This window comes from Peribacillus sp. NPDC006672 (genome assembly GCF_050274955.1).
GTDB lineage: Bacteria > Bacillota > Bacilli > Bacillales > DSM-1321 > Peribacillus.
Genome location: NZ_JBNNOR010000006.1, coordinates 177,331 through 203,715, shown reverse-complemented (window position 1 = coordinate 203,715; position 26,385 = coordinate 177,331). Strand labels below are relative to the sequence as shown.

At 39.4% G+C, this 26,385-nt stretch carries 23 protein-coding genes, 1 other RNA gene and 1 riboswitch; of the genes, 23 read left to right on the top strand and 1 reads right to left on the bottom strand.

Translation table 11 applies throughout. The features are described from left to right. The first annotated feature begins 41 nt into the window (after nucleotides 1-41). Complete coding sequence (locus ACQKKK_RS12090; RefSeq protein WP_427616399.1) at nucleotides 42-410, top strand: YppE family protein; 369 nt, start codon at nucleotides 42-44, stop codon at nucleotides 408-410. A 78-nt stretch (nucleotides 411-488) separates the two neighbouring features. Then, a complete protein-coding gene (locus ACQKKK_RS12085; protein ID WP_427616504.1) occupies nucleotides 489-1,118 on the top strand; it encodes a YppG family protein in 630 nt (209 codons plus the stop codon). 69 nt (nucleotides 1,119-1,187) lie between these two features. Here ACQKKK_RS12085 and ACQKKK_RS12080 read toward each other — a convergent pair whose 3' ends face one another. Next, nucleotides 1,188-1,640 carry an Hsp20/alpha crystallin family protein gene (locus tag ACQKKK_RS12080; RefSeq protein WP_427616398.1) on the bottom strand — a complete coding sequence of 151 codons (453 nt, stop codon included), beginning with the start codon at nucleotides 1,638-1,640 and terminating at the stop codon, nucleotides 1,188-1,190. Between the two features lie 142 nt (nucleotides 1,641-1,782). Here ACQKKK_RS12080 and ACQKKK_RS12075 point away from each other — a divergent pair, with 142 nt between their 5' ends. The 21 genes from ACQKKK_RS12075 (at nucleotide 1,783) to ACQKKK_RS11975 (ending at nucleotide 26,304) form a co-directional block, all read left to right on the top strand. Beyond that, the gene (locus tag ACQKKK_RS12075) at nucleotides 1,783-2,547 is read left to right on the top strand and encodes an alpha/beta fold hydrolase (protein WP_427616397.1); all 765 of its coding nucleotides are present in this window, start codon (nucleotides 1,783-1,785) and stop codon (nucleotides 2,545-2,547) included. Nucleotides 2,548-2,666: 119 nt separating this feature from the next. Next, nucleotides 2,667-4,943, top strand: coding sequence for a DEAD/DEAH box helicase (locus ACQKKK_RS12070; RefSeq protein ID WP_427616396.1), 2,277 nt, complete (start codon nucleotides 2,667-2,669; stop codon nucleotides 4,941-4,943). Nucleotides 4,944-4,979: 36 nt separating this feature from the next. Continuing rightward, complete coding sequence (locus tag ACQKKK_RS12065) at nucleotides 4,980-6,242, top strand: ribonuclease H-like domain-containing protein (RefSeq protein ID WP_427616395.1); 1,263 nt, start codon at nucleotides 4,980-4,982, stop codon at nucleotides 6,240-6,242. 447 nt (nucleotides 6,243-6,689) lie between these two features. Next, nucleotides 6,690-7,154: a CotD family spore coat protein gene (locus ACQKKK_RS12060; RefSeq protein ID WP_427616394.1), complete on the top strand. Its 465-nt coding sequence runs from the start codon at nucleotides 6,690-6,692 to the stop codon at nucleotides 7,152-7,154. A 66-nt stretch (nucleotides 7,155-7,220) separates the two neighbouring features. Beyond that, nucleotides 7,221-7,772: a DUF1273 domain-containing protein gene (locus ACQKKK_RS12055; RefSeq protein WP_427616393.1), complete on the top strand. Its 552-nt coding sequence runs from the start codon at nucleotides 7,221-7,223 to the stop codon at nucleotides 7,770-7,772. A gap of 201 nt (nucleotides 7,773-7,973) precedes the next feature. Next, nucleotides 7,974-8,285, top strand: coding sequence for a cell division regulator GpsB (gene gpsB, locus ACQKKK_RS12050; protein ID WP_061463822.1), 312 nt, complete (start codon nucleotides 7,974-7,976; stop codon nucleotides 8,283-8,285). Between the two features lie 80 nt (nucleotides 8,286-8,365). Next, nucleotides 8,366-8,754: RNase P RNA component class B (rnpB, locus tag ACQKKK_RS12045), an RNA gene on the top strand. A gap of 627 nt (nucleotides 8,755-9,381) precedes the next feature. Continuing rightward, nucleotides 9,382-10,533 carry a THUMP domain-containing class I SAM-dependent RNA methyltransferase gene (locus ACQKKK_RS12040; protein WP_427616392.1) on the top strand — a complete coding sequence of 384 codons (1,152 nt, stop codon included), beginning with the start codon at nucleotides 9,382-9,384 and terminating at the stop codon, nucleotides 10,531-10,533. A gap of 192 nt (nucleotides 10,534-10,725) precedes the next feature. Then, the gene (locus ACQKKK_RS12035) at nucleotides 10,726-10,926 is read left to right on the top strand and encodes a cold-shock protein (RefSeq protein ID WP_034307871.1); all 201 of its coding nucleotides are present in this window, start codon (nucleotides 10,726-10,728) and stop codon (nucleotides 10,924-10,926) included. 230 nt (nucleotides 10,927-11,156) lie between these two features. Beyond that, complete coding sequence (locus tag ACQKKK_RS12030; protein WP_427616391.1) at nucleotides 11,157-13,070, top strand: ATP-dependent DNA helicase; 1,914 nt, start codon at nucleotides 11,157-11,159, stop codon at nucleotides 13,068-13,070. Between the two features lie 126 nt (nucleotides 13,071-13,196). Further along, nucleotides 13,197-14,708: a carboxypeptidase M32 gene (locus ACQKKK_RS12025; protein WP_427616390.1), complete on the top strand. Its 1,512-nt coding sequence runs from the start codon at nucleotides 13,197-13,199 to the stop codon at nucleotides 14,706-14,708. 356 nt (nucleotides 14,709-15,064) lie between these two features. After that, nucleotides 15,065-15,166: riboswitch (purine riboswitch) on the top strand. Between the two features lie 160 nt (nucleotides 15,167-15,326). Then, nucleotides 15,327-15,926, top strand: a complete 600-nt coding sequence (locus tag ACQKKK_RS12020) for a xanthine phosphoribosyltransferase (RefSeq protein ID WP_427616389.1) — start codon at nucleotides 15,327-15,329, stop codon at nucleotides 15,924-15,926. Then, the gene (locus ACQKKK_RS12015) at nucleotides 15,919-17,232 is read left to right on the top strand and encodes a nucleobase:cation symporter-2 family protein (RefSeq protein WP_427616388.1); all 1,314 of its coding nucleotides are present in this window, start codon (nucleotides 15,919-15,921) and stop codon (nucleotides 17,230-17,232) included. Before ACQKKK_RS12020 ends, ACQKKK_RS12015 begins: the two co-directional genes overlap by 8 nt. 375 nt (nucleotides 17,233-17,607) lie before the next feature. Then, complete coding sequence (locus tag ACQKKK_RS12010) at nucleotides 17,608-17,772, top strand: hypothetical protein (RefSeq protein WP_427616387.1); 165 nt, start codon at nucleotides 17,608-17,610, stop codon at nucleotides 17,770-17,772. A 125-nt stretch (nucleotides 17,773-17,897) separates the two neighbouring features. Continuing rightward, entirely contained in the window at nucleotides 17,898-18,986 is a 1,089-nt protein-coding gene (locus ACQKKK_RS12005; protein ID WP_427616386.1) for a type III polyketide synthase, read from the top strand. Next, nucleotides 18,983-19,516 carry an isoprenylcysteine carboxyl methyltransferase family protein gene (locus tag ACQKKK_RS12000; RefSeq protein ID WP_427616385.1) on the top strand — a complete coding sequence of 178 codons (534 nt, stop codon included), beginning with the start codon at nucleotides 18,983-18,985 and terminating at the stop codon, nucleotides 19,514-19,516. Before ACQKKK_RS12005 ends, ACQKKK_RS12000 begins: the two co-directional genes overlap by 4 nt. A 136-nt stretch (nucleotides 19,517-19,652) precedes the next feature. Then, entirely contained in the window at nucleotides 19,653-19,817 is a 165-nt protein-coding gene (locus ACQKKK_RS11995; protein WP_427616384.1) for a hypothetical protein, read from the top strand. A gap of 195 nt (nucleotides 19,818-20,012) precedes the next feature. After that, entirely contained in the window at nucleotides 20,013-23,726 is a 3,714-nt protein-coding gene (locus ACQKKK_RS11990; RefSeq protein WP_427616383.1) for a dynamin family protein, read from the top strand. 15 nt (nucleotides 23,727-23,741) lie between these two features. After that, nucleotides 23,742-24,503 carry a nucleotidyltransferase domain-containing protein gene (locus ACQKKK_RS11985; protein ID WP_427616382.1) on the top strand — a complete coding sequence of 254 codons (762 nt, stop codon included), beginning with the start codon at nucleotides 23,742-23,744 and terminating at the stop codon, nucleotides 24,501-24,503. A gap of 12 nt (nucleotides 24,504-24,515) precedes the next feature. After that, nucleotides 24,516-25,343 carry a sulfurtransferase gene (locus ACQKKK_RS11980; RefSeq protein ID WP_427616381.1) on the top strand — a complete coding sequence of 276 codons (828 nt, stop codon included), beginning with the start codon at nucleotides 24,516-24,518 and terminating at the stop codon, nucleotides 25,341-25,343. Between the two features lie 85 nt (nucleotides 25,344-25,428). After that, nucleotides 25,429-26,304 (top strand): 5'-3' exonuclease, encoded by an 876-nt coding sequence (locus ACQKKK_RS11975; protein ID WP_427616503.1) that lies wholly within the window; start codon nucleotides 25,429-25,431, stop codon nucleotides 26,302-26,304. Nucleotides 26,305-26,385: the final 81 nt, after the last annotated feature.

The following is a 26,385-nucleotide window of genomic DNA, read 5'->3' as shown; positions in this document are numbered from 1 at the left end:
GGATTATACTAAGAGGAAACAATTGTGCGGAGGAATATATTGTGCAAAAAGAGAAAATGCAGCTATTAACTGAACAACTAATAAAATATACGGTCCAAGCGGATGATATCTATGAGGATGTACGCAAAGAAGGAAAGGAAAAGGATTTCTTTTCGGAAGTCAAGCCGTTTGCAGATCAGGTCAGGTCCTCATGCATCGATTGGGAATACGGAATGAAGGAGTGGATGAAAGAAACCGAGTTTAAGCATCTTTTCCCCGAGCAAATCGAACAAACCGCTCATAACCTTTCTGATGTGGCCGTTCAGGCATTCTTTCCTAAAACCAGTTACAAGCGATTTAAAAGTCATGTCCAATCAGTCGAATTTATCCTTCATAATGTAAAAGCGGAGATAAATCGGATTTTATCATAAAAACACCTACACTTTATTGCCTCTTTTTTCATATATTATCAGAACTATGTAATGAAAAAAGAGGAGGGCTCATTGAACATGATGAGATCCGGTTTTAACCAAGTCTCCCCAAATCAAGGACAGTATCCTCAATCAATGCCGGAATATTGGGGAGGGTACCAGCAGTCAATGCTGTATCCTCTGCAAAATAGTCATAATCTTGAACGACCATTTATGTATCCATATCATACCCAGGATACAGGGGGCTATATGACGCCAAACCATGATCCTTATCAGCAGGCGGCCTATCACCCATTCCAACCAATTCAGCAACAGGCGATGCCTGTTGGAGCTTATCCGGGCAACAGTGTAATGCAGCCAATGCCACAAATGCCACAAATGCCACAAATGCCACAAATGCAGCAAATGCCGCAAATGCAGCCGATTCAGTCCAATCAGCAGCCGCAAGCTCTTAGTCCGTTCGATAATCCGTTGCAGCCAGCTAAACGACCCCCGCTAGGTCAGCAGCAGGCTCATAACCCCTATCCAAAGCAGCAGTTCATGCAAAAACCCCAGCCATCTGGTATCAAATCGGTCATGAATCAATTCAAAACACAAGATGGATCCATGGATATAACGAAGATGATGAATACAGCTGGACAAATGATGAATACAGTTTCTCAAGTATCGTCAATGGTCAAAGGAGTAGGGGGCTTCTTCAAAGTTTAGATGGTGAATAAAGGAAAAGCAGACTTACAAGTGACCCAGCCACTTATTTAAGTCTGCTTTTAAATTTGCCTAATTGATTTCAATCCGATTGCCTCTAATTTTGGGCAGGTGAAGCGTGAGGATGCCATCGCGATGTCGTGCGGTCACTTTTGCTTCATCAATGGGCTTTGGAAAGGAAATAGTTCTTGAAAATGTACCGTCAGAAACTTCTTTTTGAAACATTCCTTGTGTTTTATGCTGCCTATCTACATGCTTTGCAGAAATGGTTACAGCATGGGACAGCACATCAATGGATATTTGGCTGCGGGAAATACCGGGCAAGGTAGCGGTAAGGGTATACTCTGAATTTGTCTCATTGACATCAACCGGAAAGCTGCGTTCTTTAGTAGAACCGAAGAAATCGTCAAGAGATTGCAGCATGCCTTTTGGAGGCCTTTCGGAAAACATTCGATCCATTTTGTTAATAAAATGGGTAAAGGGTTCAATTCGATTTCGATTATTATTTTTTTCAGAAGAGGTCATCACGGTTCTCCTTCCTAAAAAATTCCTTTGCCTATAGGCTATGTAAGGACTGAAGAATTGTGAATGAAACCGATGTGTTTTAGATACGAATCTATAGGGAATAAAGTTACTGATTGATTAATAAAGGAAATGAGGGATTGATATGACAGAAAATAGCAAGCTTTCCTACATAGATACCGGGAAAGGAAATAAAACATTGTTGTTCATCCATGGGTTTTGCGGAAGTCATGAATATTGGAGGAACATCATTGCTGAATTAAAAGATGAATACCGAGTTGTTGCTGTTGATTTACGAGGGCATGGTGCAAGTGAAGAAATAGGGGCATCTTTCTCGATTGTTGATATGGCTGCTGATATTGCGTCATTTATGGAAGAACAGGGAATCGGTCAGGTTTATATGTTTGGTCATTCTCTTGGAGGATATATCACCTTGGCATTCGCAGAAAGGTTTCCTGGGAAATTGTCTGGTTTTTCACTGATTCATTCTACAGCTTTGCCGGACGATGAAGCTGGTAAGGAGGGGCGTTTAAAATCTGTCGGGAAAATAGAAATGGATGGAATCCCTGCTTTCATTGATGGACTTGTACCAAAGCTTTTCGCTAATTCAAATGATCCGAATATTGAACATACAAAGGAAATCGGTTATAAAACAAGTGAAAGTGGTGCGATTGGGTCTTTGCATGCCATGAGGAACAGAACAGACAGAAATCATGTACTCAAAGAGACGAAGCTGCCAGTCCTTTTGGTTGCAGGTGAAAAAGATAAAGTAATTCCCGCTGAAAAAACCTTTTCTGTTAAAGGGAGCCATATTTATGAAGTTATACTTGAGGGAAGCGGACATATGGGAATGTTGGAAGCTCCAAGCAGACTAGCCGAAGAAATCATTCGATATGTCGAGAAGAATTAATTGAAAAAGAATGATCAGGAAGCGGGAGTAGCCGTTTCCTGATTTTTTTTAGGAATAGGAAATAGTTTCCCTTTTGCATAGAACGTTCATTCGGTAGAATAGGAGTATGAGGTGGTTATATGAAACTGCGAAAAAATTTACAAGAAGTCATCACGGAATTAAAAACCAATGAGGATTATAAAGAGAATATTGTACACTGGCAAGTAATTGAAGCGAAAGAGGCAAAACATGTTCCTTTTCCCGATCGAATGAATGATAAGATCAAGCATGCTCTTGAAAAGCGTGGGATAAATGGGTTGTATACCCATCAGGCAACTGCATTTGAGACGGCTGTCAGTGGCAAAAGTCTTGTAGCGGTCACCCCAACGGCTTCTGGTAAAACATTATGCTATAATTTACCGGTCCTTCAAAAAATACTTGAAGATGAAAAAACTAGAGCGCTTTATATATTTCCGACAAAAGCACTGAGTTATGATCAAAAAAGCGAATTGAACGAAATGATTCATGAAATGGATGCTGAGATAAATAGTTATACGTACGATGGGGACACACCTTCAAATATCAGGCAAAAAATCCGTCAGGCAGGGCATATCGTCATCACCAATCCTGATATGCTCCATTCCGGAATCTTACCGCATCACACGAAATGGGTCTCATTGTTTGAAAACTTGAAGTATGTGATCATCGATGAACTCCATATTTACCGCGGCGTTTTCGGAAGTCATACGGCTAACGTCATAAGAAGGTTAAAAAGGATCTGCAAGTTTTATGGCAGCGACCCTGTATTCGTCTGTACTTCCGCAACGATCAATAACCCAAAAGAGTTGGCAGAAGAACTTACGGAAAAACAAATGGTGCTTATCGATAATAACGGGGCCCCGAGTGGGAAAAAACATTTTGTTTTCTATAATCCCCCAATAGTCAATAAACCGCTAAACATTCGAAGGAGTGCGGTTTTGGAAGTCAGGAAGCTCGCAAATGAATTTTTGAAAAATAAAATTCAAACAATCGTTTTTGCACGAAGCAGGGTTCGTGTGGAAATTCTATTGACCTATTTACAGGGACTCGTGTCAAAGCAATTGGGGCCAAAATCAATCAGGGGCTATCGTGGGGGATATCTGCCAACACAGCGTAGAGAAATTGAACAGGGCCTTAGGGATGGTTCCATTTATGGAGTGATATCTACGAATGCTCTTGAGTTAGGTGTCGATATCGGGCAGCTTCAGGTGTGCATAATGACTGGTTATCCAGGTTCGATATCGAGTGCCTGGCAACAGGCGGGACGAGCAGGAAGAAGGCATGGTGAAGCGCTGATCATCATGGTCGGCAGTTCCAGTGCACTCGATCAATATATCGTCCAGCATCCCGATTATTTCTTTACCAGAAATCCAGAAACGGCAAGAATCAATCCAGATAATCTTTTGATCCTGGTTGATCATGTCAAATGTGCAGCGTATGAGCTGCCATTTAAAAAAGGTGATGCCTTTGGAAAAACAGAAATTATGGACGTTCTAGAATTCCTTACCGAAGAAAGGGTCTTACATCAAAATGGGGACAAATGGCATTGGATGAACGATGCTTTTCCAGCAAGCAATATAAGCCTGCGTTCTGCTGCACAGGAAAATGTCGTAATCATCGACCAAACGAATGCACCGGTTAACCGGGTCATAGGAGAAATGGATACGTTCAGTGCAATGACCCTTCTCCACGATGAAGCCATTTATTTGCACCAGGGAATGCAATTTCAGGTGGAAGAACTTGATTGGGATGAAAAGAAAGCATATGTACGTGAAGTCAATGTGGACTATTATACGGATGCTAATCTTGCTGTGCAGTTGTCTGTATTGGAAGTGGATAAACAGCGAACTTTCGCTTCCACCTCAGCTGCCTTTGGTGACGTCGCCATCCGGGCGATGCCTACGATCTTCAAAAAAATCAAATTTGAAACTCATGAAAATATTGGTTCAGGGCCAATCAGCTTGCCTGAGATGGAACTGCACACGAGTTCGGCCATGCTTTCCATGGAGCCAGATATATTCGAGTGGGACGAAAATCGAATAGAGCAAGGAATGATAGGTGCATCCCATGCCCTTAATTACATGATTCCGTTATATGTTATGTGCGATCCGCATGATATTCATGTTTATCCGCAGGTTAAGGCAGCACATAACGAAAAACCAACCATTTTTATCTATGATAGTTATCCGGGGGGCATAGGGTTAAGTGATAAAGTATATGAAAACTCTGAAGTCATCCTAATGGAAACCATATCCATGATCGGAAATTGTTCTTGTGAAAGCGGCTGTCCCTCCTGTATCGGAACGGAATCCGCTGCGAAAACAGCCAAGAGTGATGCAAAACAGTTATTAGGTCAATTTTGTAAGGAAAAACAATGATAGAATACGGGGATAAGTGAAAAGAGGTGTAGTTTTTTGTCTTTGAAAAATAAATTGAACCGTATGAAAACGCATATGAATATAGAACCAGTGAAACATCCTTCTCCTGAACAAGAAAATAGCCAAGCGGTGAATGAAGAAATTCCTTATCTTGAAAAGTGGCTGAAGAACGATACCGTTTCCTTTCATTTCGATGATGACTATTGTTTCATTAGGGAGGTCCGCTACCCATTAACTCACAAACACGGATTATATGCATTTTCCGAGCTGAAAAAGATCGTAAAAGAGTGGAATCAAACTCAATTGGAGCATCCCTTATCCGCTAGGGGCGTTAAAAGTGAAGACCTGTTTTTCTTCGATACAGAAACGACAGGACTTGGAGGCGGAGCGGGGAATACCATTTTTTTACTGGGTTATGCCTATATAGAAGGTGATGAAGTTGTGGTGAAACAACATATCCTGCCGCAGCCCGGAAGTGAAATACCGCTTTACCAAAGCTTTCTGGAAAACATCAATTACGAAACGCTTGTCACATATAATGGTAAATCCTTTGATTGGCCCCAGCTAAAAACAAGACATACCTTGATAAAAGAACATGTTCCAAAACTACCGGAATTCGGACATTTCGATTTGTATCATGCTTCAAGACGTCTTTGGAGAAACAAATTGGAACGAGTGAAATTATCAGCAGTCGAAACGGATATTCTAGGTGTACATAGAGAAGATGATATTCCTGGATATTTGGCACCGATGATTTATTTTGATTTTGTCGAGAGGAAAAATCCGGAAATTCTATTTGGAATCATGAAGCATAATGAATTGGATATTTTATCACTGATCACATTGTATATTCATTTGTCCCGGAAAATCCTTCAAATCGATGGATATTCGGAAGATTCCATGGAAATTGCACGCTGGCTCGCTTATCTAGGAAAAAAAGAGGAGTCCTTCGAGACATATGAAAAAATAGTGGAAGCGGGAAATGAGGAAGATCGGATAATAGCTTACCATGCCTTAGCCTTTCAGAAAAAGAAGCAAAAACAATTCAATGAAGCGTTGGAAATTTGGAAGGAAGTCACCTTAAAAGGGAATGTTCAAATAAGGATACAGGCACAGATTGAATGTGCAAAATTATATGAACATCAATTTAAAGAAGTCGGCAATGCTCTAAAATGTGCATTAAACGCACATCAAGAGATGGTGAGGGAAGGAACCATTGTGGGGAAAAAACAGTCGGAATTGGAAAAGAGGATCAGGCGTCTCGAAATGAAAGAGGATTCCAAGGGTATTTCTGTATAAGATAAGCCAATCAGAATTGTTTTTAAGTGCGAAGTGATGAAAATAAAAAATATGGATACAAATATTGTAGCCTTCAACTATAATGTGTAAAATGGAAAGAGTTGAGGGTGAATTTCCGAATTTCATACCTTTACATCATATAAATTTAAGGTGAAAGCGGAGCGGAGAAATGTATAAAACGACTTTATTTCTATTTTTTGTTGTCCTTTGTTTAACGATTGTTTTATTTACATCATTAAAAGACAGTCTCTATTCCTTTTTATAGAAAAACCCACAGTGCATTTGAAGAGTAGCCATATATTATAATAGTGTACTTATTGATGGCCATACAAAGTTTTAAACTTATTCTGTATAAATAGGTCATTTCATCAGTACACGTCTCCCCTTTTTTTCATAGTCTGTAATGGTAAGACTAAACTTATCATAATGAAAGGGGACGTATTATATATGTATTTTCGTAATTGTGGAGGAAATAAATCCAATGTAATGGGAGCATACGGGAACGCTCCTGGAGTAATGGGCGCATCAACCGGTAAACATAAACACGCTAATGTAATGGGAGCCTATACTGGTCCAACGGCGGTATCTCCAGCGCAATATGGCCCAACGGCTGTATCTCCAGCGCAAATGGGCCCAACGCAAGCACTTCCTACTCAAATTGCCCCAACGCAAGTCTCTCCAACACAGCAATTTGTTAATACGAATGTATCGAACACAGTGATTCCTGTCGTTCATCCATCACATACTACAACTGTCAATAAGCATTGTAACACGTATAAGCATTACTTCCCGCATACTTGTTCCGTGGTGAACGAGTGCTTTACGCAAAACTTGATTTGCAGCGGAAGGCCGCCGATTAACCCATGCTGTCCGCCCCCCCCATGCTGTCCGCCTATGCATTTCGGATACTAAAAAAATAAGGGCTTATTAAGCCCTTATTTTCTTACATAAACATGTTAAAAGGGAGATAACCAAGCAATGAAGGTTTTGTATATGACTGGCTATAAGGCTTTTGAATTCGGGATATTCAAAAATGACCATGAAGCCGTAAAATATATTAAGAAAGCGTTGAAGCAACGTCTTCTGCCATTGGTTGAAGATGGGCTGGAATGGGTGATCATATCAGGTCAGTTGGGCACGGAGCTATGGGGTGCCGAAGTGGTGTTCGATATACAGGACGAATACAACCAGCTTAAATTAGGGGTGCTTACTCCTTTCCTGAAACAGGAGGAGTCATGGAACGAGACGAATCAAGACTATTACCGATCCATATTGGCCCGTGCCGATTTTGTTGAGTCCATTTTCAACAAACCATATGAAGGACCGCAACAGCTGAAAATCAAAAATAGGTATATGGTTCATAAAAGTGATGCCATGCTCATCATATTCGAAGCCGAAAAAGAAGGGTCAGCACGATATCCATATTTCGAAGCGATGAAAAAGGCGGAAACACAGCCATACCCCATCTTTCAGATAAACTTCGATGATCTGCAACTGGCTGCGGAAGAAGGTAGCTGGTCCGAAGAATGACGGAGTAAAAAAATTATGGATTAAAAGTTGTTTCTAAAGCATATTCATATTATGATGAAATTTAGATACAGATTCATGGGAGTACATATCGTTCACTGAAACATTATGCAGATAAAAAGGTGTTTCGTTGACAAACCCATGCAGATTTGAAAAAATAATAAAAAGTCGATTGTATTGGCGAAAGTATTGAGGTGAAGTCTTATGCTATCCGATAAGATAAAATTAACGGCTAAAGATATTCTTGAAAAAGATTTTAAAACAGCAATGCGTGGTTATAAACCAGAAGACGTGGATCAATTCCTGGATCTGATCATTAAAGATTATGAAGTGTTTCATCAGGAAATTGAAGATCTTAAACAAGAAAATCTTAAATTGAAAAAACAAGCCGAAGAGAGTACAAAACGTCCAAATCAACCTGCTCCCAGTGCCACTCCGGGAACCACTAACTTTGACATCCTTAAACGGTTATCCAACTTGGAAAAGCACGTTTTTGGAAACAAGCTTTTTGATTGAGGTTTTGCATGTTAAAAGTGAAATTGATTTAGGTATTGTGTTTTAATGAATAATGGAGTATAATCAATTATATTATGTTAACGTTTGGGTAATTGCTGCTGCATTTTTGCAGTAGAGGAAAGTCCATGCTCGCACGGACTGCGATGTCCGTAGTGTTCGTGCCTGGCGAAAAAATAAGCTTGGGCAGCAATCTTAGATTGCTGACGGCTGGGAAAATGCCTAAGTCCTTTTGGATATGGCATGAATACCTATAAAAGTGCCACAGTGACGGAGCCTTTACAGAAATGTAAAGGGTGGAACGAGGTAAACCCCACGAGCGAGAAACCCAAATTAATGGTAGGGGCGCTTTCTTCCTTGGAATTGAACGAGGAGAAGGACAGAAGCCAAGCTTCTGTAGATAGATGATTACCGCCGAAGTACGAGACGCGAGTCGCTTGCAGTACTGAGGAACAAAACATGGCTTACAGAACGTTATCATATGACACCAAAAGCACAACTCTCCTTTTAAAAGGGGAGTTTTTGTTTTTGGGGATTGCCCATTAATAAAAAGGCGGGCATTCAAATTATTTTTCGTTTTCTGAAACCCTGCTGTGTTAAACTAAGGTCTTGGCAAGTATTTAATTCCATCGAAATATTTCTAATTGAAAGTGTTCAGCAGAAGGACAATGGCTAATTGACATCTAACCGTAACCTTTTTAAAAAATGTTAAGCATTTCCTTGATTCTGGGTATCCTATTTATAAAGGTTTCCTTAACTTTTCTGTTTGCCCTTATTTGAAGGTATTAAGGTATACATAATTGGTTGTGAATAAATGGTCCGTTGCCTGGGATAATTTCATATATGAATATTTGAATCGTACCTTATTGATACATAGATAATTGAGTAAAACTTTATTTTATCGCGTTGGATATCCTGGTTATTAAAAAATGCTGACATTTAATATAGGCAATCAATGACGGACTATAAGCAAAATATAAATTGACCGGTGGAACTTTTAAATATGGTTTACATGTCTAAAATCGATCTTATTCTTAATTAGGAGAATTTAGGTAGATGTGCAATTGAGTTGGATTAATGGAAAGAAGGTGCAGGATTAATGAAACAATTCGATATTATCGCAACATCAGCAATGGGATTGGAATCAATTGTTGCCAAGGAGGTTCGGGATCTTGGTTACGATTGTCAAGTCGAAAATGGTAAAATTACTTACAAAGGGGACCAATCTGCCATTGCCCGCTCTAATTTATGGCTGCGGAGTGCCGACAGGGTTAAAATTAAAGTTGCAGAATTTAAAGCATATTCATTTGATGAGTTGTTTGAAAAAACAAAGGCCTTGAATTGGGAAGATTACTTGTCAGCCGATGTCGAGTTCCCTGTGAGTGGTAAATCGGTTAAGTCACAGCTTTACAGTGTTCCTGATTGTCAGGCTATCGTCAAAAAGGCGATTGTTGATAGATTGAAAAGCAAATATAAGCAAGTATCTTGGTTTGCAGAGACTGGTCCTTTGTTTAAAATTGAAGTGTCTATCTTAAAAGATTTAGTGACACTTACCATGGACACTTCAGGAGCAGGTTTGCATAAAAGAGGATATCGGACAGACCAGGGGGAGGCGCCCCTTAAAGAAACATTGGCAGCTGCGTTAATCATGCTGACCAATTGGAAACCGGATAAGCCTTTCATTGATCCATTTTGTGGATCTGGAACGATTCCTATCGAAGCTGCCTTAATTGGGCAAAACATAGCACCTGGGTTTAACCGGGAATTCGTTTCTGAAACCTGGTCGTGGATGGACAGCAAGGTTTGGGATGAAGCGAGGGTTGAGGCTGAAGATTTAGCCGATTATGATCAGTACTTGGACATAACCGGTTGTGATATTGACCATCGAATGGTCGATATATCAAAAGCGAATAGTTTTGAAGCCGGTCTTGGAGATCTGATTGAATTCAAACAAATGCAAGTGAGGGATATTTCGACTAGGAAAGAGTATGGAGTCATTGTCGGGAACCCACCTTACGGAGAACGTCTTGGTGAGAAAAAAGCGGTTGAACAGATGTATAGAGAAATGGGCCAAGCCTTCAAGAAGCTTGATACTTGGTCAGTATACATGATTACCTCCAATCCTGATTTTGAACAGCATTACGGTAAACCTGCAACGAAAAAAAGGAAGCTTTTCAATGGTTTCATCCGTGCAGATCTTTATCAGTATTGGGGAAAAAGGCCGCCGAGACAGCCTCAAGGTGAAAATTAATAGGTAAATTATAACGGAGGCTTTGATAGTCAGGACGTTTTATTCATAATAGGTTCCAGTCTTGCTTATCATTTCCTTTTCTGTTATTCTAATAATGAATTATTTTTGTTCAGATTTAAGGATTTACCTTAATAATCTTTTGAGCAAGGATAGTAATATAATGTGTGGAAAACACACTAGGAGGCAACAAAAATGGAACAAGGTAAAGTAAAATGGTTTAATGCAGAAAAAGGTTTTGGATTCATCGAACGTGAAGGTGGAGACGATGTATTCGTACATTTCTCAGCTATCCAAGGCGAAGGTTTCAAAACACTTGAAGAAGGCCAAGACGTTACATTTGATGTAGAACAAGGTCAACGTGGACCACAAGCATCAAACGTAAACAAAGCTTAATTCAACCCTATATTACTTACAGACAGGCTCTCTTTTGGAGCCTGTCTTTTATTTTACGAGTCGGGAAACATGGCAGCATACATAGAAGAAAGACATACTTTTTACATTTCATTTCATATGGTAGGGTAAATATCTTGACTATTAATGTGAAATAAAGGATAATATACTTTTGCCTAGAAATAATATGATACGGATCGATACACTGATGATAGATAAAAGGGGAGACCAAGATGCTTAAAACACTGCCTTTTTCGGTAACAAAGGAAGATTCTTTTTACGATAAGCTTTCAGAATGGATCGGTGATGTTTTTTACGATATTCTTCCCGAAAAAGGATTTGAGCTGCGTGACGAACAAATCTTCATGGCTTTTCAGTTAGAAAAAGCCTTTAAAGAAAAGAATGTAAGCTTTGCTGAAGCAGGGGTAGGGACCGGTAAGACCTTGGTCTATTTACTATATGCGATTTGTTATGCGAGATATACGAATAAACCGGCAATTATTTCGTGTGCAGACGAAACGTTGATTGAACAGCTTGTCAAAGAAGAAGGTGACATCCAAAAAATTAAGAATGCTTTAGGTATTGAAGTGGATGTTCGGCTTGCCAAATATCACGATCAATATGTATGTCTTAAGAAATTGGATTACGCTGTGAATCATGAAGATTCAGAGGGAATAGATCAACTCTATGATGAACTTCCCAAGTTTGTCCATGATAACTCATCGATGAACGCCTATACTGCATATGGCGACCGTAAACAGTATCCATATTTGAATGATGAAGACTGGTCTAAAGTGGGCTGGGATCAACTTCAAAACTGTTTTACTTGTGATAAGCGCCATCGTTGTGGACAAACCCTATCACGGGACCACTACCGAAAATCAAGCGATTTGATCATTTGTTCACATGACTTCTTCATGGAGCATGTATGGACTAAAGAAAAACGTAAGCGTGAAGGGCAATTACCGTTATTGCCTGAACATAGCTGCGTTGTCTTTGATGAAGGTCATCTATTGGAATTTGCTGCTCAAAAGGCTTTAACTTATAAAGTTGGGGAACAAACCCTTGCTTCGGTTTTAGAATTGCTTACAGCCAATCAGGTTCGTGAAGAAACGTTATACATCATTGAAGATCTAATTGATATCAATGAAGAGTTTTTTGATTTATTGGACGAAAAAGCCATACATGTCAGCGGATCTAATCGCTATGAAATCCCGATGTCCAAACAAATAACAAGCTTTGCACAAAAGCTTCATAAAAAGGTTGAAGAGTTAGAGGAGAACCTTGTTTTCGAAGCGGAAATGTACACGATCAATGACTACGATTTGAAGGTGACGGAAGAATATTTAGAGCAGTTGGGCTACTCCCTTTCTCTATTTGTGAAGGATGAACAGGCTGTTTCCTGGTTTGAAGAAAATGAAATGACCAAAACATTGGTCATTATGCCAAGGCTTGTACAGGATATTTTGTCTGAACAGGTATTCTCTAAAAAAATCCCTTACATTTTTTCATCGGCGACATTATCGGATAATAAATCTTTCCAATACATTGCAGATAGCTTAGGGATAGAGAAGTATGACAGTTTCTCTGTTGAATCACCATTTGATTATGATGAAGTCATGAAAATGAACATGCCGGGCTTTGAAAACGGAGACCAATTGGCAAAACTTCAATACACCATGAAGACAATCGAGGAAAATGAAGGCCGAACGCTTGTGTTATTCCAATCAAAAGAAGAATTGCATTGGTTCAAGGAAAACTGCCCAACATCATCCTATCCTTTTTATTTTGAAGGAGAAGCGGAAATCAGCGAGCTTGTTAAAAAGTTTCAAGAGGATGAGCAATCTGTTCTTTTCTCCTATCATTTATGGGAAGGGCTTGATGTTCCAGGGCCTTCATTACAAAATGTAGTCATACACTCACTTCCATTCCCGCCACGCGATCCAGTGTTCGAGGCGAAACGTAACTCGGTTACCAATGCATTTGAAGAAGTGGATCTTCCATACATGCTCCTTCGTTTGCGTCAGGGAATAGGGCGTTTGATTAGGACTAGCAATGATTCGGGAACCGTACAGATTTTGATAGAAAAGGATCTATCGGAACAGGTGAAAGAGAAGATTGTCTCCGTTCTTCCTGTAACGCTTTAATAAATTTAATTTGTGAGCCAAGGGAAATCTTCCCTTGGCTCTTATTTAATTTATTATATGGGGTAGTTCTGAAGTGAAAGATTTTTGTATAATATGGTAAAGTGAAGTTTGGAAGGAGCAGTGAATATGAATAAAAAGGGCACAGATCTGATAGAAAAAGAATTTAAAGAATATGTCAAGAAAATCTCGGCCTATAATGAAGCGCTCGCGTTAATTTTTTGGGACTTGCGTACTGGTGCACCGAAAAAGGGAGTTGAGCAGCGTTCTGAAGTAATCGGGGTGCTTTCCTCTGAGGTTTTTAATATGATCACAAGTAAAGAGATGGAATCCTTCATTACGGAACTTTCGAAGGAGCCTCTTAGTGAAACGACGAATAAAATGGTACAAGAGTGTAAAAAAGAGTTTGAAAGGAATAGGAAGATTCCTGCGAACGAATATAAGGAATTCGTCATTTTACAATCCCGCTCTGAAAGTGCATGGGAAGAGGCAAGGGAAAAAGCGGATTTTTCGTTATTCCAACCTTATCTGGAGCAAGTTGTTGCTTATACCCGTAAATTCGTAGAGTACTGGGGATACGAAGGACAGAAATATAATACCCTTTTAGACATGTATGAACCAGGCATGACTGTAGATATACTTGACAGCGTATTCAGTGAGCTTCGTTCGAGTATAGTTCCTCTGGTAAAACAGATTGCTAATAGCGAACACAAACCTGAAACAGCGTTCCTTTATAAAAAATTCCCAAAAGAAAAACAACATCAACTCAATCTTGAAGTTTTAAATCAACTAGGATACGATTTCAAGGCTGGCAGGCTGGATGAAACAGTTCACCCATTTGCAACTGGAATAAATAGGGGCGATGTCCGTGTCACGACCCGTTACGATGAATATGATTTTAGGGGGGCAATCTTTGGTACCATTCATGAATGCGGACATGCCATTTATGAGCAGAATATCGCCGAAGAGTTAACCGGAACACTGCTCGATAATGGGACATCAATGGGAATTCATGAATCCCAATCATTGTTTTTTGAAAACTTCATTGGACGGAATCATAGTTTCTGGAAAAATAAATTCTCCCTATTGAAAGAATATGCTCCTGAACAATTCAATGATGTGAGGCTAGATGAATTTTACCGGGGGATTAACGAATCAAAACCATCGTTCATCCGTATTGAAGCAGATGAACTAACTTATCCCCTACATATAATGATTCGGTATGAACTGGAAAAGGCTCTCTTTAATGGTGAACTTGAAGTGAAGGATTTACCGGAAGTCTGGAATGAAAAATACAAGGATTATTTGGGAATTGTTCCTGAAAATGATGCAATGGGCGTGTTACAGGATGTACACTGGGCAGATGGCAGTTTTGGTTATTTCCCATCGTATGCATTGGGGTATATGTATGCAGCCCAAATCAAGCAGTCGATGCTTAAAGATTTGCCTGATTTTGATGGACTGTTGGAAGCGGGTGATATTGCTCCAATCAGGAAATGGCTTAATGAGAAGATACATAAATATGGAAAAACAAAAGAGCCCCTAGAGATTTTGAAAGAAACGACAGGGGAAGGCCTGAATGTTCAGTATTTAATAAAGTATCTTGAAAATAAATATAAAGAAGTTTATAAAATCAAATGAAATCAAAAAGATGGCCTTGGAATAATTATCAAGGCCTTTTTCTTTTTTCAATGGTTCACCACAATTTTAATCCTTATGAACCTGGTGGGGCATTTTTGATAATATCAATAAAAGGTATCATATAAGCGAATAAAATGTGCCCCCGTTACTCTAACTATAATATTTCCATTTTTTCTTAAAATCCCCGTAATTTCCGAGTCATGGCTTTTTGTTGATAGCAGATCCAGGTTAATTAGTCTTGGTGATTTCGCAATTTTCTAAAATTACGAATAATGTTTTATATTTTTAATTGAAAGTTCGGTTTTTGTTAAAAATGGCTTTTCAAAATGAGCAACCGTTGTTATAATTTATATATTAATAAAATATAAAGTTTCACTCGTATAATAGCAGGGATATGGCCTGCAAGTTTCTACCGGATTACCGTAAATAATTCGACTATGGGTGAGTAATGGATCTTGTTGCATAATGGAAATATTTTGCTGTTTCATTTTTCATTCATGCCCAAGAAATATTGCTTCACTCAAAAAAGTGCTGCAATGTTTCTTGGGCTTTTTTATATCTGGGAAACATTTGCATGGTTTAAAGGTCAATAAACATCCAAGATTGGGAGGAACCTTCATGCAACTTTTAAAGGAAAAAATCTTGTCCGAGGGTCAAGCGTTATCAGAAGATATTTTAAAAGTAGATTCATTCTTGAATCATCAAATGGATCCTATGCTGATGAAAGAAATAGGTAAAGAATTCGTTAAACGCTTCGAACAAAAGGAAATAACGAAAGTGCTGACCATTGAATCTTCAGGCATTGGACCTGGTTTGATGGCTGCCTTGGAATTGGAAGTTCCGCTAATTTTTGCCCGTAAACGTAAATCACTTACTTTGACAAATGATTTAGTGACGGCGACCGTTCATTCCTTTACAAAAAAAGAAACCAATACAATTACAGTTTCCAATAAATATATAGAAGCTGGTGATAAGGTTCTGATCATCGATGACTTCCTTGCGGTTGGACAAGCAGCCCGGGGCTTGGTGGATATCTGTGAGCAGGTTGGAGCAGAAGTGGCTGGAATCGGAATCGTTATTGAAAAAGCATTCCAAAGTGGTGGTAAGGACCTTCGGGAACAAGGGTTTCAAGTGGAATCCCTGGCACGAATTGCAAAGTTGAAATTCGGTGAGATAACTTTCGTTGAGGAAAAGGAAGGGGCATCTGTCAATGTCTAATCAATCACCGTTAAAAGTTGCTTCCTTAGGATTACAACATGTTCTTGCAATGTATGCTGGTGCGATTGTCGTTCCATTGATTGTTGGGGGAGCGCTAGGTTTAACTGCTGTGCAGTTAACCTATTTAGTTTCGATTGACATCTTAATGTGCGGAATAGCGACTTTATTGCAAGTCTGGAAGAATAAATTCTTCGGAATCGGGCTTCCCGTCGTTCTAGGCTGTACATTCACGGCAGTCAGTCCAATGATCGAGGTAGGTACCCAATATGGAGTCACCACCATTTATGGGGCCATTTTAGTGTCGGGATTGATCGTCGTTTTAATTAGTAAATTCTTCGGGAAACTGGCTAGGTTTTTCCCGCCGGTCGTTACTGGTTCAGTCGTTATGATCATTGGAATCACACTCATTCCAGTCGCCATCAACAATCTTGGGGGCGGACAAGGTGCTGCTGACTTTGGAAACTTGGATAACGTAGCCCTTGGTTTTGGAACTTTGCTTTTCATCATTTTTATGTATAAATTCTCAACGGGGTTCGTACGCTCCATCTCTATTTTATTAGGACTGTTAGTCGGAACTTTTGCAGCTTTCTTCCTTGGGAAAGTTGATTTTAGCTCAGTTGCAACTGCCAGTTGGTTGCATCTTCCACATTTTTTCTACTTTGGCACTCCGACTTTCAATATCACTGCGATCATTACCATGACTTTGGTGGCGATAGTCAGCTTAGTGGAATCGACTGGCGTCTATTATGCCTTAGGAGAAATCACGGACAAAGAGATTTCTGAAGATGATCTGGCACGTGGATACCGGTCTGAAGGGCTTGCCATCATGCTTGGCGGTTTGTTTAATGCTTTTCCTTATACAGCTTTTTCACAAAATGTCGGTTTAATTCAATTGTCAGGTATTAAAACAAGAAATGTCATTTATACAACGGCAGGGATGCTCATATTCATTGGTTTTGTCCCGAAAATTGGTGCATTTACGACCATTATCCCTAAGTCCGTGTTAGGCGGGGCAATGGTTGCCATGTTCGGCATGGTAATTGCCGCTGGAATTAAGATGTTAAGTAAGGTGGATTTTGCCTCCCAAGAAAATTTATTGATCATCGCTTGTTCCGTAGGTATGGGACTTGGGGTAACGGTCGTTCCTGAGCTATTTGCTCAAATTCCGGAAAGCGTTCAAATATTAACGGATAATGGAATTGTGGCTGGAAGTCTGACAGCCATTTTCTTGAATATCGTCTTTAACATTGTCCCTACAAAAGGGAAAGTAAAGGAAGCTCGTATTGAAAGACAGAATGTTGCCTGATTAAAAATAGAATCTGTAAACTATTAAATGCCCCCTAATCCACAGGTGATGAGGATTAGGGGGCATTTTTTATTTAGCCCGAAAACTCATCATTGATAAATGAAGTTTTTTAATGTTAATGGAATTTTGTCAGATAAAAGGAAACTCTCTTCACTTTTTGAATATATTGATAGTATATGTTCAGGAAAGTAGTGATAGAGATGGAGAAAAAATATTGTATTCATTGTCGGACCATTTTAAGTCAGGAGTATAGGTGCAGTGTATGCGGTAAAGAGGAGTTTCAAAATATCATTATACAAGTACAAAATCAATCTTCAGTAAAGAAGGAAGAATGAAAGCAGCCCCCTTACCGATTATTTAGGTAAGGGGGTTTTATTGTTTTCGATTACATTTTGTTCATTAAGATGGCCATCCAATGAAATGGGTAAATTGCTTGCTTCATTTAAACCTACACATTTTGGTATTGCCTGCAATGACGGGGGGAATATCCATGATTGTATTCTCGCAAATGCTAAGGAGGTGGCGATATTGCCGGCTTAGCATGTTGCCTTAGTTCTGCTGCGAAAAATTCAAGAGTTTCACATTATATAACCATAAAGCTACAGAGCATAAATGATATCCTGGTGGGTATATTAACCATATCATGAATAATAAGGGGTGGGATTATGCCATATTTATTATCGGCATCACATATAAAGCTACCATATTTACTTTCACAGGAAAAAATCATGGAATTTTCGAGAGAAATCTTTGGATCCTCATTTAAGAGTATTGATCGGTTATTAAAGGCCTTTACGAATGGTCAAGTGGAAAATCGATATTTTTCAAATGATCTTGATTGGTTTAAAGAGGATCATTCTTTAGCTGAGCGGAATGATTTATACATCCAGCAGGCTGTAAAGTTTGGGAGAGAGGCTGTAGAAAAATGTTTAACCAACCCAGAATTTTTAAAAGAAGAGCTGCAGGCATGCGATATAGATGCTTTCTTTTTTATTTCAAGTACCGGGATGGCTACCCCGACCATTGATGCCAGGATAATGAATGAACTTCCATTTAACCCGCATGCAAAAAGAATTCCGATATGGGGGCTTGGATGTGCAGGGGGAGCGAGCGGCCTATCACGTGCTTTTGAATATTGCCAAGCATACCCGACTGCGAAGGTCATTGTTTTAAGTGTGGAGTTATGCAGTCTGACTTTTCAAAGGAATGATATCTCCAAAAGCAATTTAATTGGAACCTCCTTATTTTCTGATGGAGTAAGCTGTGTTTTGGTTTGCGGTGATGAAGTTCCGGATGAACAGTTTTCAAGAAAAGGACGACATTTGAAATTTTTGGATTCGCAATCCACGCTAATGCCGAATTCATTGGATGTAATGGGGTGGGATGTTAAAGACCAAGGTTTATATGTGATCTTTTCGAAAGATATTCCTACAATCATCAAGGATTGGCTTAAACCGAATGTCCAAGAACTCTTAGCGGGAAATGGATTGGATCTCGGGAATATAAAAGATTTCATTGCCCATCCTGGAGGGAAAAAAGTAATTGATGCTTATCACGAATCCCTAGGATTCGATGAAAGCATGACTGCAGTGTCAATGAGTATATTAAGGGAATTTGGAAATATGTCCTCAGCAACTATTTTGTACGTCCTTGAGAGATTCATGCAGCGTGGCGGGAATAAAGGTGAGGTGGGATTGGCTGCTGCATTGGGGCCTGGTTTTTCATCTGAACTTGTGTTAATGAGGTGGAAATGATGATCTTTGCCATTTTCATTATCTTGATTGCCATTCAGCGCCTGGTGGAATTATATATTGCCAAACAAAATGAAAAGCAGTTGAAAGGTGCAGGAGCTGTAGAATACGGTGAGTCCCATTACAGATGGATGGTTCTTATGCACCTTAGTTTTTTTATTGTTCTCATTATTGAAGTGCTCGCGTATGAAAGGGATGTGGCTGGACTTTGGCCGATTTGGCTGACCCTTTTTCTGATTGCACAGTCTGGAAGGATTTGGGTAATTAGTTCATTGGGAAAACATTGGAATACAAAAATCATAGTGGTTCCTAATGCCGAAGTAGTCATTAAAGGTCCTTATAAATATTTTAAACATCCGAACTATCTAATAGTGGCAACTGAGATTATCGTTATTTCTTTATTATTCAATGCATATTATACAGCTATTATCTTTAGTTTTTTGAACGCATGGATGATGGCGGTTCGAATCCCCCTCGAAGAAAAGGCATTAAAGGAACATACGGAATATTCTACGGTTTTTAAGGGAAAATAATAAAAAATTTATTTTCTTATTGAAAATGATTATCGTTCATGATAAGATTCTAAATGAAGATGAAAATTATTCTCAATCACATATCGATAAATTTTTTAATAAAACTAAAAGCTACTCAATATATAAGAGGACGGTGTTGGTAATGGTCTGGGTATTCATTTTATTGACAATCGCTACATATGGTTTTGTGATGAAACATGTATTAAATAATATTCAAAAACCGGCAAAGGCAGTAAAATCCTTTACCGGGTCAACAATGGAAAACCGAGCTGCATTTAACCCCACTCCTACAACCAGGTAATCATCCTGGTTTTTTTTATTCCAATGAATTTACAAGATATGAATCAAACTACATGAATCCGCCAATCGGTGGTTTTTTTTTGAACACGGCCTGTAATAAATCATATAGTAAAACTAAAGCTGACTGTATGAATAACAAACAAAATCGTTTACAATAAGAGTATCAAAATGACGATAGATTAAGGGGTATGGATTCATGATTCAAGAAACATTAAAACAACGTTCCAAATTGGGGATTTTGACTGCCATGTATGATAAATTTCAATCGGCAGGCGATACAGGCAATGCAGATAAACTGAAACAGTTAATCATGAAAGTGAATGATGAGGAGTTCATCATTGCTTTTTGCGGGCATTTTTCAGCGGGTAAATCAAGTATGATCAACTTTCTCCTTGGTGATCAAGTATTGCCTTCAAGTCCGATTCCAACGAGTGCAAATACGGTAAAGGTCCAAAAAGGGGAAGACTATGCCAAAGTCTTTTACCATCATCAGCCACCAGTCTTATTTCCTGCACCTTATGATTTTAAAGAGGTCAAGAAATTTGCCAAGGATGGTGATTCAGTATCGGCAATAACGATAAGTTCCAATCACTTTTCACTCCCGGAATCATGTGCAATCATGGATACGCCAGGAATTGATTCGACGGATGATGCACATCGGGTTTCTACGGAATCCGCCTTGCATTTAGCTGATGTCGTCTTCTATGTTATGGATTATAATCACGTCCAATCAGAAGTCAACTTCCTATTCACCAAAGAATTGTTGGAGGCTGAAAAACCGACATACTTAATTATCAATATGATCGATAAGCATGATGAGAATGAGCTTAGCTTCCAAGACTTCAAGCTTTCCGTTTCTGAAGCATTTGCGAACTGGAATGTATATCCTGATGGAATTTTTTATACATCTGTAAGAGATTTGAACAATAGCGAAAATGAAATTGAAGTGGTTCGGCAATTTATATATGAAATGGCGGGGAAAGGTCAGAATGATGGGAAAGATGCCATCATGCAATCGGCTAAAGCCCTTGTCGAAAGGCATCTTATTTGGCTGAAGGAACAGTATGAAGAGGAACATGCCGATGATTTTGAAGTATTATCAGAACTTCCTCATGAAGAGAGAATTCACCTGACGAATCAAGTGGACAGCCTATTAAAAGAAAAAAAATCATTAACGGGACGGATAGAGGACATCAAGGTCCAATATGCTGAAGCATTAGAAACAATTTTGAAAAGTGCATACATCATGCCCGCGGCTACACGGGACCTAGGTAAATCTTTCTTGGAATCGGCTCAGCCGGATTTTAAAATGGGTCTATTATTTGCCAAGAAAAAAACGGAGGCCGTGCGTGAGGAACGTATCAAAGCATTTTTGACCGATTTACAAGAAAAGGTGAAAACCCAGCTTGAATGGCATCTTAAAGAATTAGCCGTTAAAACGCTTAATCAAGCGGAAATCCATGATTCAACATTTGAAAGTAAGGCGCAGGCACTTCACATCGAGGTAACGGAAGCTTACATAAAAAACTCTTTAAAGCCTCAAGTCGATATTACAGGTGAATACGTTTTAAACTATACGAATGATTTAGCCTCAGCCATCAAGAAGAAAGCACGTGAAATATCTGAAGGATTTTTGAATGGAATGGTCGCTGTTATGGAAGAAATAGTGGAACAGCAGTCCATCTCCATAGATAAGGAGCTTGAAGGTTTTTCCGAATTTGCGGAAGCCCTTAAAGTTATAGCGGCGATGAACGCGGAAATCAAGTACCAAACGGAACGATTAGAGGCCATTGCCAATCAAACTGAAACATCAGTCGATGAGCGTGATATCGATACGCTTTTAACTCAATGGAATGAAGAAGAAAAAAATATTACAGTAAAAATCATGAGAATCGATAAAGGAAGTAATTCCATGCACGTCGAGGAACAACCTGAAACTAATCATGATACAGAAAGTAAGGAAGCTGTTCCTTCTGTAGCTGTTTCTTCATCTGATGGTGCTGATTTACGCGGAAAAGAAAAGCTAATGGAGACTGCAACGAGTTTACATCAGGCGGCCAAGCTGATACAGCCTTTGAAAGGGTTTCAATCACTTTATAAAGAATTGACAGATAAGGCAAATCGCTTGGAACAGCAGACTTTCACGGTTGCCCTCTTCGGTGCATTCAGTGCAGGTAAATCTTCCTTTGCCAATGCACTGATGGGAGAAAGCGTCCTTCCTGTTTCACCTAATCCGACAACTGCGGCAATCAACAAAATCATGTCTTCAGATGCTGAGCATCCACATGGAACGGCAACCGTCAAATTAAAGACGGAAGCGATGCTGTTAGAAGATGTGAGCCTGGCTTTGGCAGCTTTTGATAAATCGGCAAAGACACTGGATGAAGCACTTCACATAGCAGGGCAAATCATTGCGAAGGCAGGGGAAGTTGATAAAGGGAAAACGCATTTATCCTTCTTAAGGGCTTTCCATCAAGGGATGCCCCAGCACCAAGATGATTTAGGAAATGTGGTTACGGTAGATCTTGAAGGGTTTAAACGTTTTGCTGCAGAAGAGTCCAAGTCATGCCTTGTTGATTTGATTGAATTGCGTTATGACTGTGAAATGACAAAGCAGGGGATGGTGCTTGTTGACACCCCTGGGGCGGATTCGATAAATGCCAGACATACAGGAGCAGCTTTCGAATATATTAAGAATTCGGATGCCATCCTTTTTGTGACCTATTATAATCACCCATTTTCAAGGGCAGATAGGGAGTTCTTGATACAACTTGGACGTGTGAAAGATTCTTTCGCGATGGATAAGATGTTCTTCATTGTCAATGCAGTCGATCTTGCACAAACCACTGACGAGTTGGACGAAGTGATGGATTATGTCACAGATCAATTGAATGGATTCGGAATCCGTTTTCCAAAACTGTTCCCGCTTACGAGTAAGGGAGCATTGCTGGAAAAACAGACGCCTGGTTCATTTAAGCATTCGTTCCTTCAAAGTAGCGGTATTTCGGAATTCCAAGACCAATTCGATTCTTTCATCGAAAACGATTTAGCTGGACTTGCAATCGAATCGGCTAAAGCGGCCGTAAAAAGAACGGAAGAACTGCTCCGTGATGTAATTACAGCTTCCAGGCAGGATGAAAAGGCGAAACGAAAAGCCCTGGAGTCCCTTTCACAAGAGGTACAGTCCATTTCGGAACTACTCTCTGTCATTAAAGGGGATGCAGAAAAGCAACGTTTGAAAAAAGAAATCGATGAATTGACTTTCTATAGTAAACAACGGGTCTTTTTCCGATTTAATGATTTCTTCAAGGAATCGTTCAACCCGGCTGTCTTAAAGGATGATGGAGGGGATCTGAAAATTGTCCTCAAGCAAGCGATGAAGAACTTATTGGATGCGTTAGGTTTTGACCTTGCCCAGGAAATGCGGGCAACGGCTTTAAGGACGGAAATGTTCGTAAATAAATTGCTGAACGAGAAGCAAAGCAGTTTGCTTCAGCAAATTCAAAAAGTAAGAAAAACCCTTTCATTACAGCCATATGAACCTAATGAGAGGGAGTCCATTGAATTCACAGGAGCATTTGTACAATTGGAAACTGGGGAATTCAAAAAGGAATTGGCGTTATTTAAAAATCCAAAATCTTTCTTTGAAAAAAATGAGAAATTGAAAATGAGCGAAGGACTTCAGAAGCGGCTGGATGATCCTGCCCTAATGTATGTAAAAGGACAGGGTGAGCGGATTTTCGAGATGTATAATGAAGTCCTCGATCAGGAGTTACTTGCGATTCAAAAAGAGTTTAAGACAGAAATATCGGAGATCTTTGCAGGTTTACGTGCAGCAATGGAAGAAACGGTAGATTTACCGTATTATGAAAATGCAGTAGCGGAATTGGCAAAAATGCATTCGAAATAGAAACGAGGTTCATTCATGAAAGAAAACCTTATTTCAAAATTGAAATTCCTAGAAAGAAAAGAGAATATGACCATTTTGATGGCTGCTGTTACTGGCAGCCATTCTTTTGGTTTACCATCCGCCCATTCGGATTTCGATGTTCGGTTTATATATGTTCATAATGATAAGCGGTCTTACCTCAGCTTGAGTCCTGCAGTTGAAGTGATTCATTTGAAAGAAAACATATATGACATGGAAGGCTGGGATCTATTTAAATCATCCCGTCTTACGGTAAAGAGTAATCCAGCACTATTTGAATTATTTCAGTCGCCAATCAAGCTGATTACACATCCGGATTATTATAGGAAGATGGATGGTTTGATAGCGGATTGCTATTCCAAAAAGGCACTAGGACACCATTACTATCGGATGATGGGCGATAACCTTCAGAAATTGACAAAAAACAGGGACTCTGAAAGAAAAGGACTAAAAACATGGGTACAAGTTTACCGTTCGTATTTAATCCTGGAATATATCATCCAACAGGGGTCATTGCCACCTTTATCCGTTTGGGAATTACTTGAATCGGTTTTCATCGATCAAGAAATGAAAACCAGTATGACCCGAATATTTAAGGCAAAACAAAAGGAAGAATATATAAGCAACAATGAAAGTGAAAAGAATCTTTCATTATTAGAAGGGAAATCACTTTCCTTAAAGAATGAAATAAATAAGCTTCCTCCAGGAAAGAACATGGAAACGGAGCTTAATCAATTAATCTGGACCATATTGAATTAGGGGGTTATGCAGATGGGTTATATAATGGAAAAAGAAGAGCTGTTGCCGTTGTTGAATTCTAGTGATATCAGAATCTGTGACTGCCGCTTTCAGCTGGGCTCTCCTGATGCAGGGCATAATGAATACGAGAAAGACCATATTTCCGGCGCTGTTTATTTCGATCTCGAAAAGGATTTATCGGGGCAGGTTCAAAAACATGGCGGAAGACATCCTCTACCTGACCTGGAAAAGTTTAAAAATAAACTAGAATCAAATGGAATCTCCAATGATACGGTGCTTATCGCTTATGATGGGGGGGAAGGTTCTTTTGCTTCTAGGTTTGTCTGGTTGCTAAGCTATCTTGGGCACCAGAAAGTCTATGTTCTTAACGGGGGGTATCGCGCCTGGACGGATGCGGGCTATCCGATAGACTCGAATCATCCCAATAATAGTACTAGAGAATATCGTATCGATTTAAATGAAACCGTGCTTGCATCTTTTCAAAAAGTGAAGGACTATACAATGAATAGGCCTGACCATATCGTTTTAATGGATTCAAGGGAATCTAAACGGTACGAGGGAATCGATGAGCCGATTGATAAAAAAGCAGGGCATATACCTGGTGCAGTTAATAAGGTGTGGACGGACGTTTTGGATAATGGCTATTATAAAAAGAAGGAAGATCTTCAGGCAAATTTCACAGGCATCGGCAGGGATAAAGAAATCATTGTCTACTGTGGTTCAGGTGTAACGGCATCTCCCAATTATATCGCCCTGAAAGAAGCGGGCTTTAAAGATGTGAAGTTATATATTGGCAGTTTCAGTGACTGGATCTCCTATGATGATAATCCGATTGAATAATATTTTTTCCAATTAAACGATCCTTAAAAAAGGGGATAGTTATGTTAAAATGGATGTACATCATGATAGAGGTGATAATGTGTTAATGAAAGAAAATGAGCAACATCCTTCCTTTATGCTTGTCGACGGGATGGCGCTATTATTCAGAGCTTTTTATGCAACGGCCGTTACTGGTCAATTCATGATTAACTCAAAAGGCATTCCTACTAATGCCGTCCAAGGTTTTTTGAAACATATGCTGACGGCGGTGAATCATTTTTCACCTAGCCATATAGCAGTGTGCTGGGATATGGGCAGCAAGACTTTCAGAAATGAATTATTTGATGGATACAAGGCTAATCGTTCAGAAGCTCCCGTCGAAATGATCCCTCAATTCGACTTAGCGAAAAAAGCGGTTGAAGCATTTGATATCCCTAACATAGGGCTCTCTGGATATGAAGCGGATGACTGTATCGGGACAATTGCGAAGGCATCTGCCCAACATAGTCGGGTAGGTATATTGACAGGCGATCAAGATATGCTCCAGTTAATAGAAGAAAATATTTCTGTGCTATTGTTAAAAAAAGGATATGGTAACTATGAAGTGCATAATCCTGATAGCTTTTTTGAATGGAAAGGGATCACTCCAAGACAAATGATCGATTTAAAAGCTTTAATGGGCGATACAGCTGATAACTATCCCGGGGTTAAAGGAATTGGGGAGAAGACAGCGTTGAAATTATTGATTCAGTATCAAAGTATCGAAGGGATTCTTGAAAATGTTGCTTCATTGACAAACGGGCAGAGAGCTAAGATTGAATCTGCCGTAGATATGCTTCATTTATCTAGAAAACTGGCCGAAATAAAATGTGATGTACCAATTTCATGTTCTTTGGACGATGCGGTTTATCAGTATGATCGTGAGAAGGTCAAAAATCTGGCCAAGGATCATGAATTCAGGACTTTACTGCGAATGATTTAATATTGAAATAATTCGGAGCTTCCCTTTTGGAGCTCCCAAGTGTATAGACAAAAAGGTTTCGGAATGTACTCCCTTCCGAAA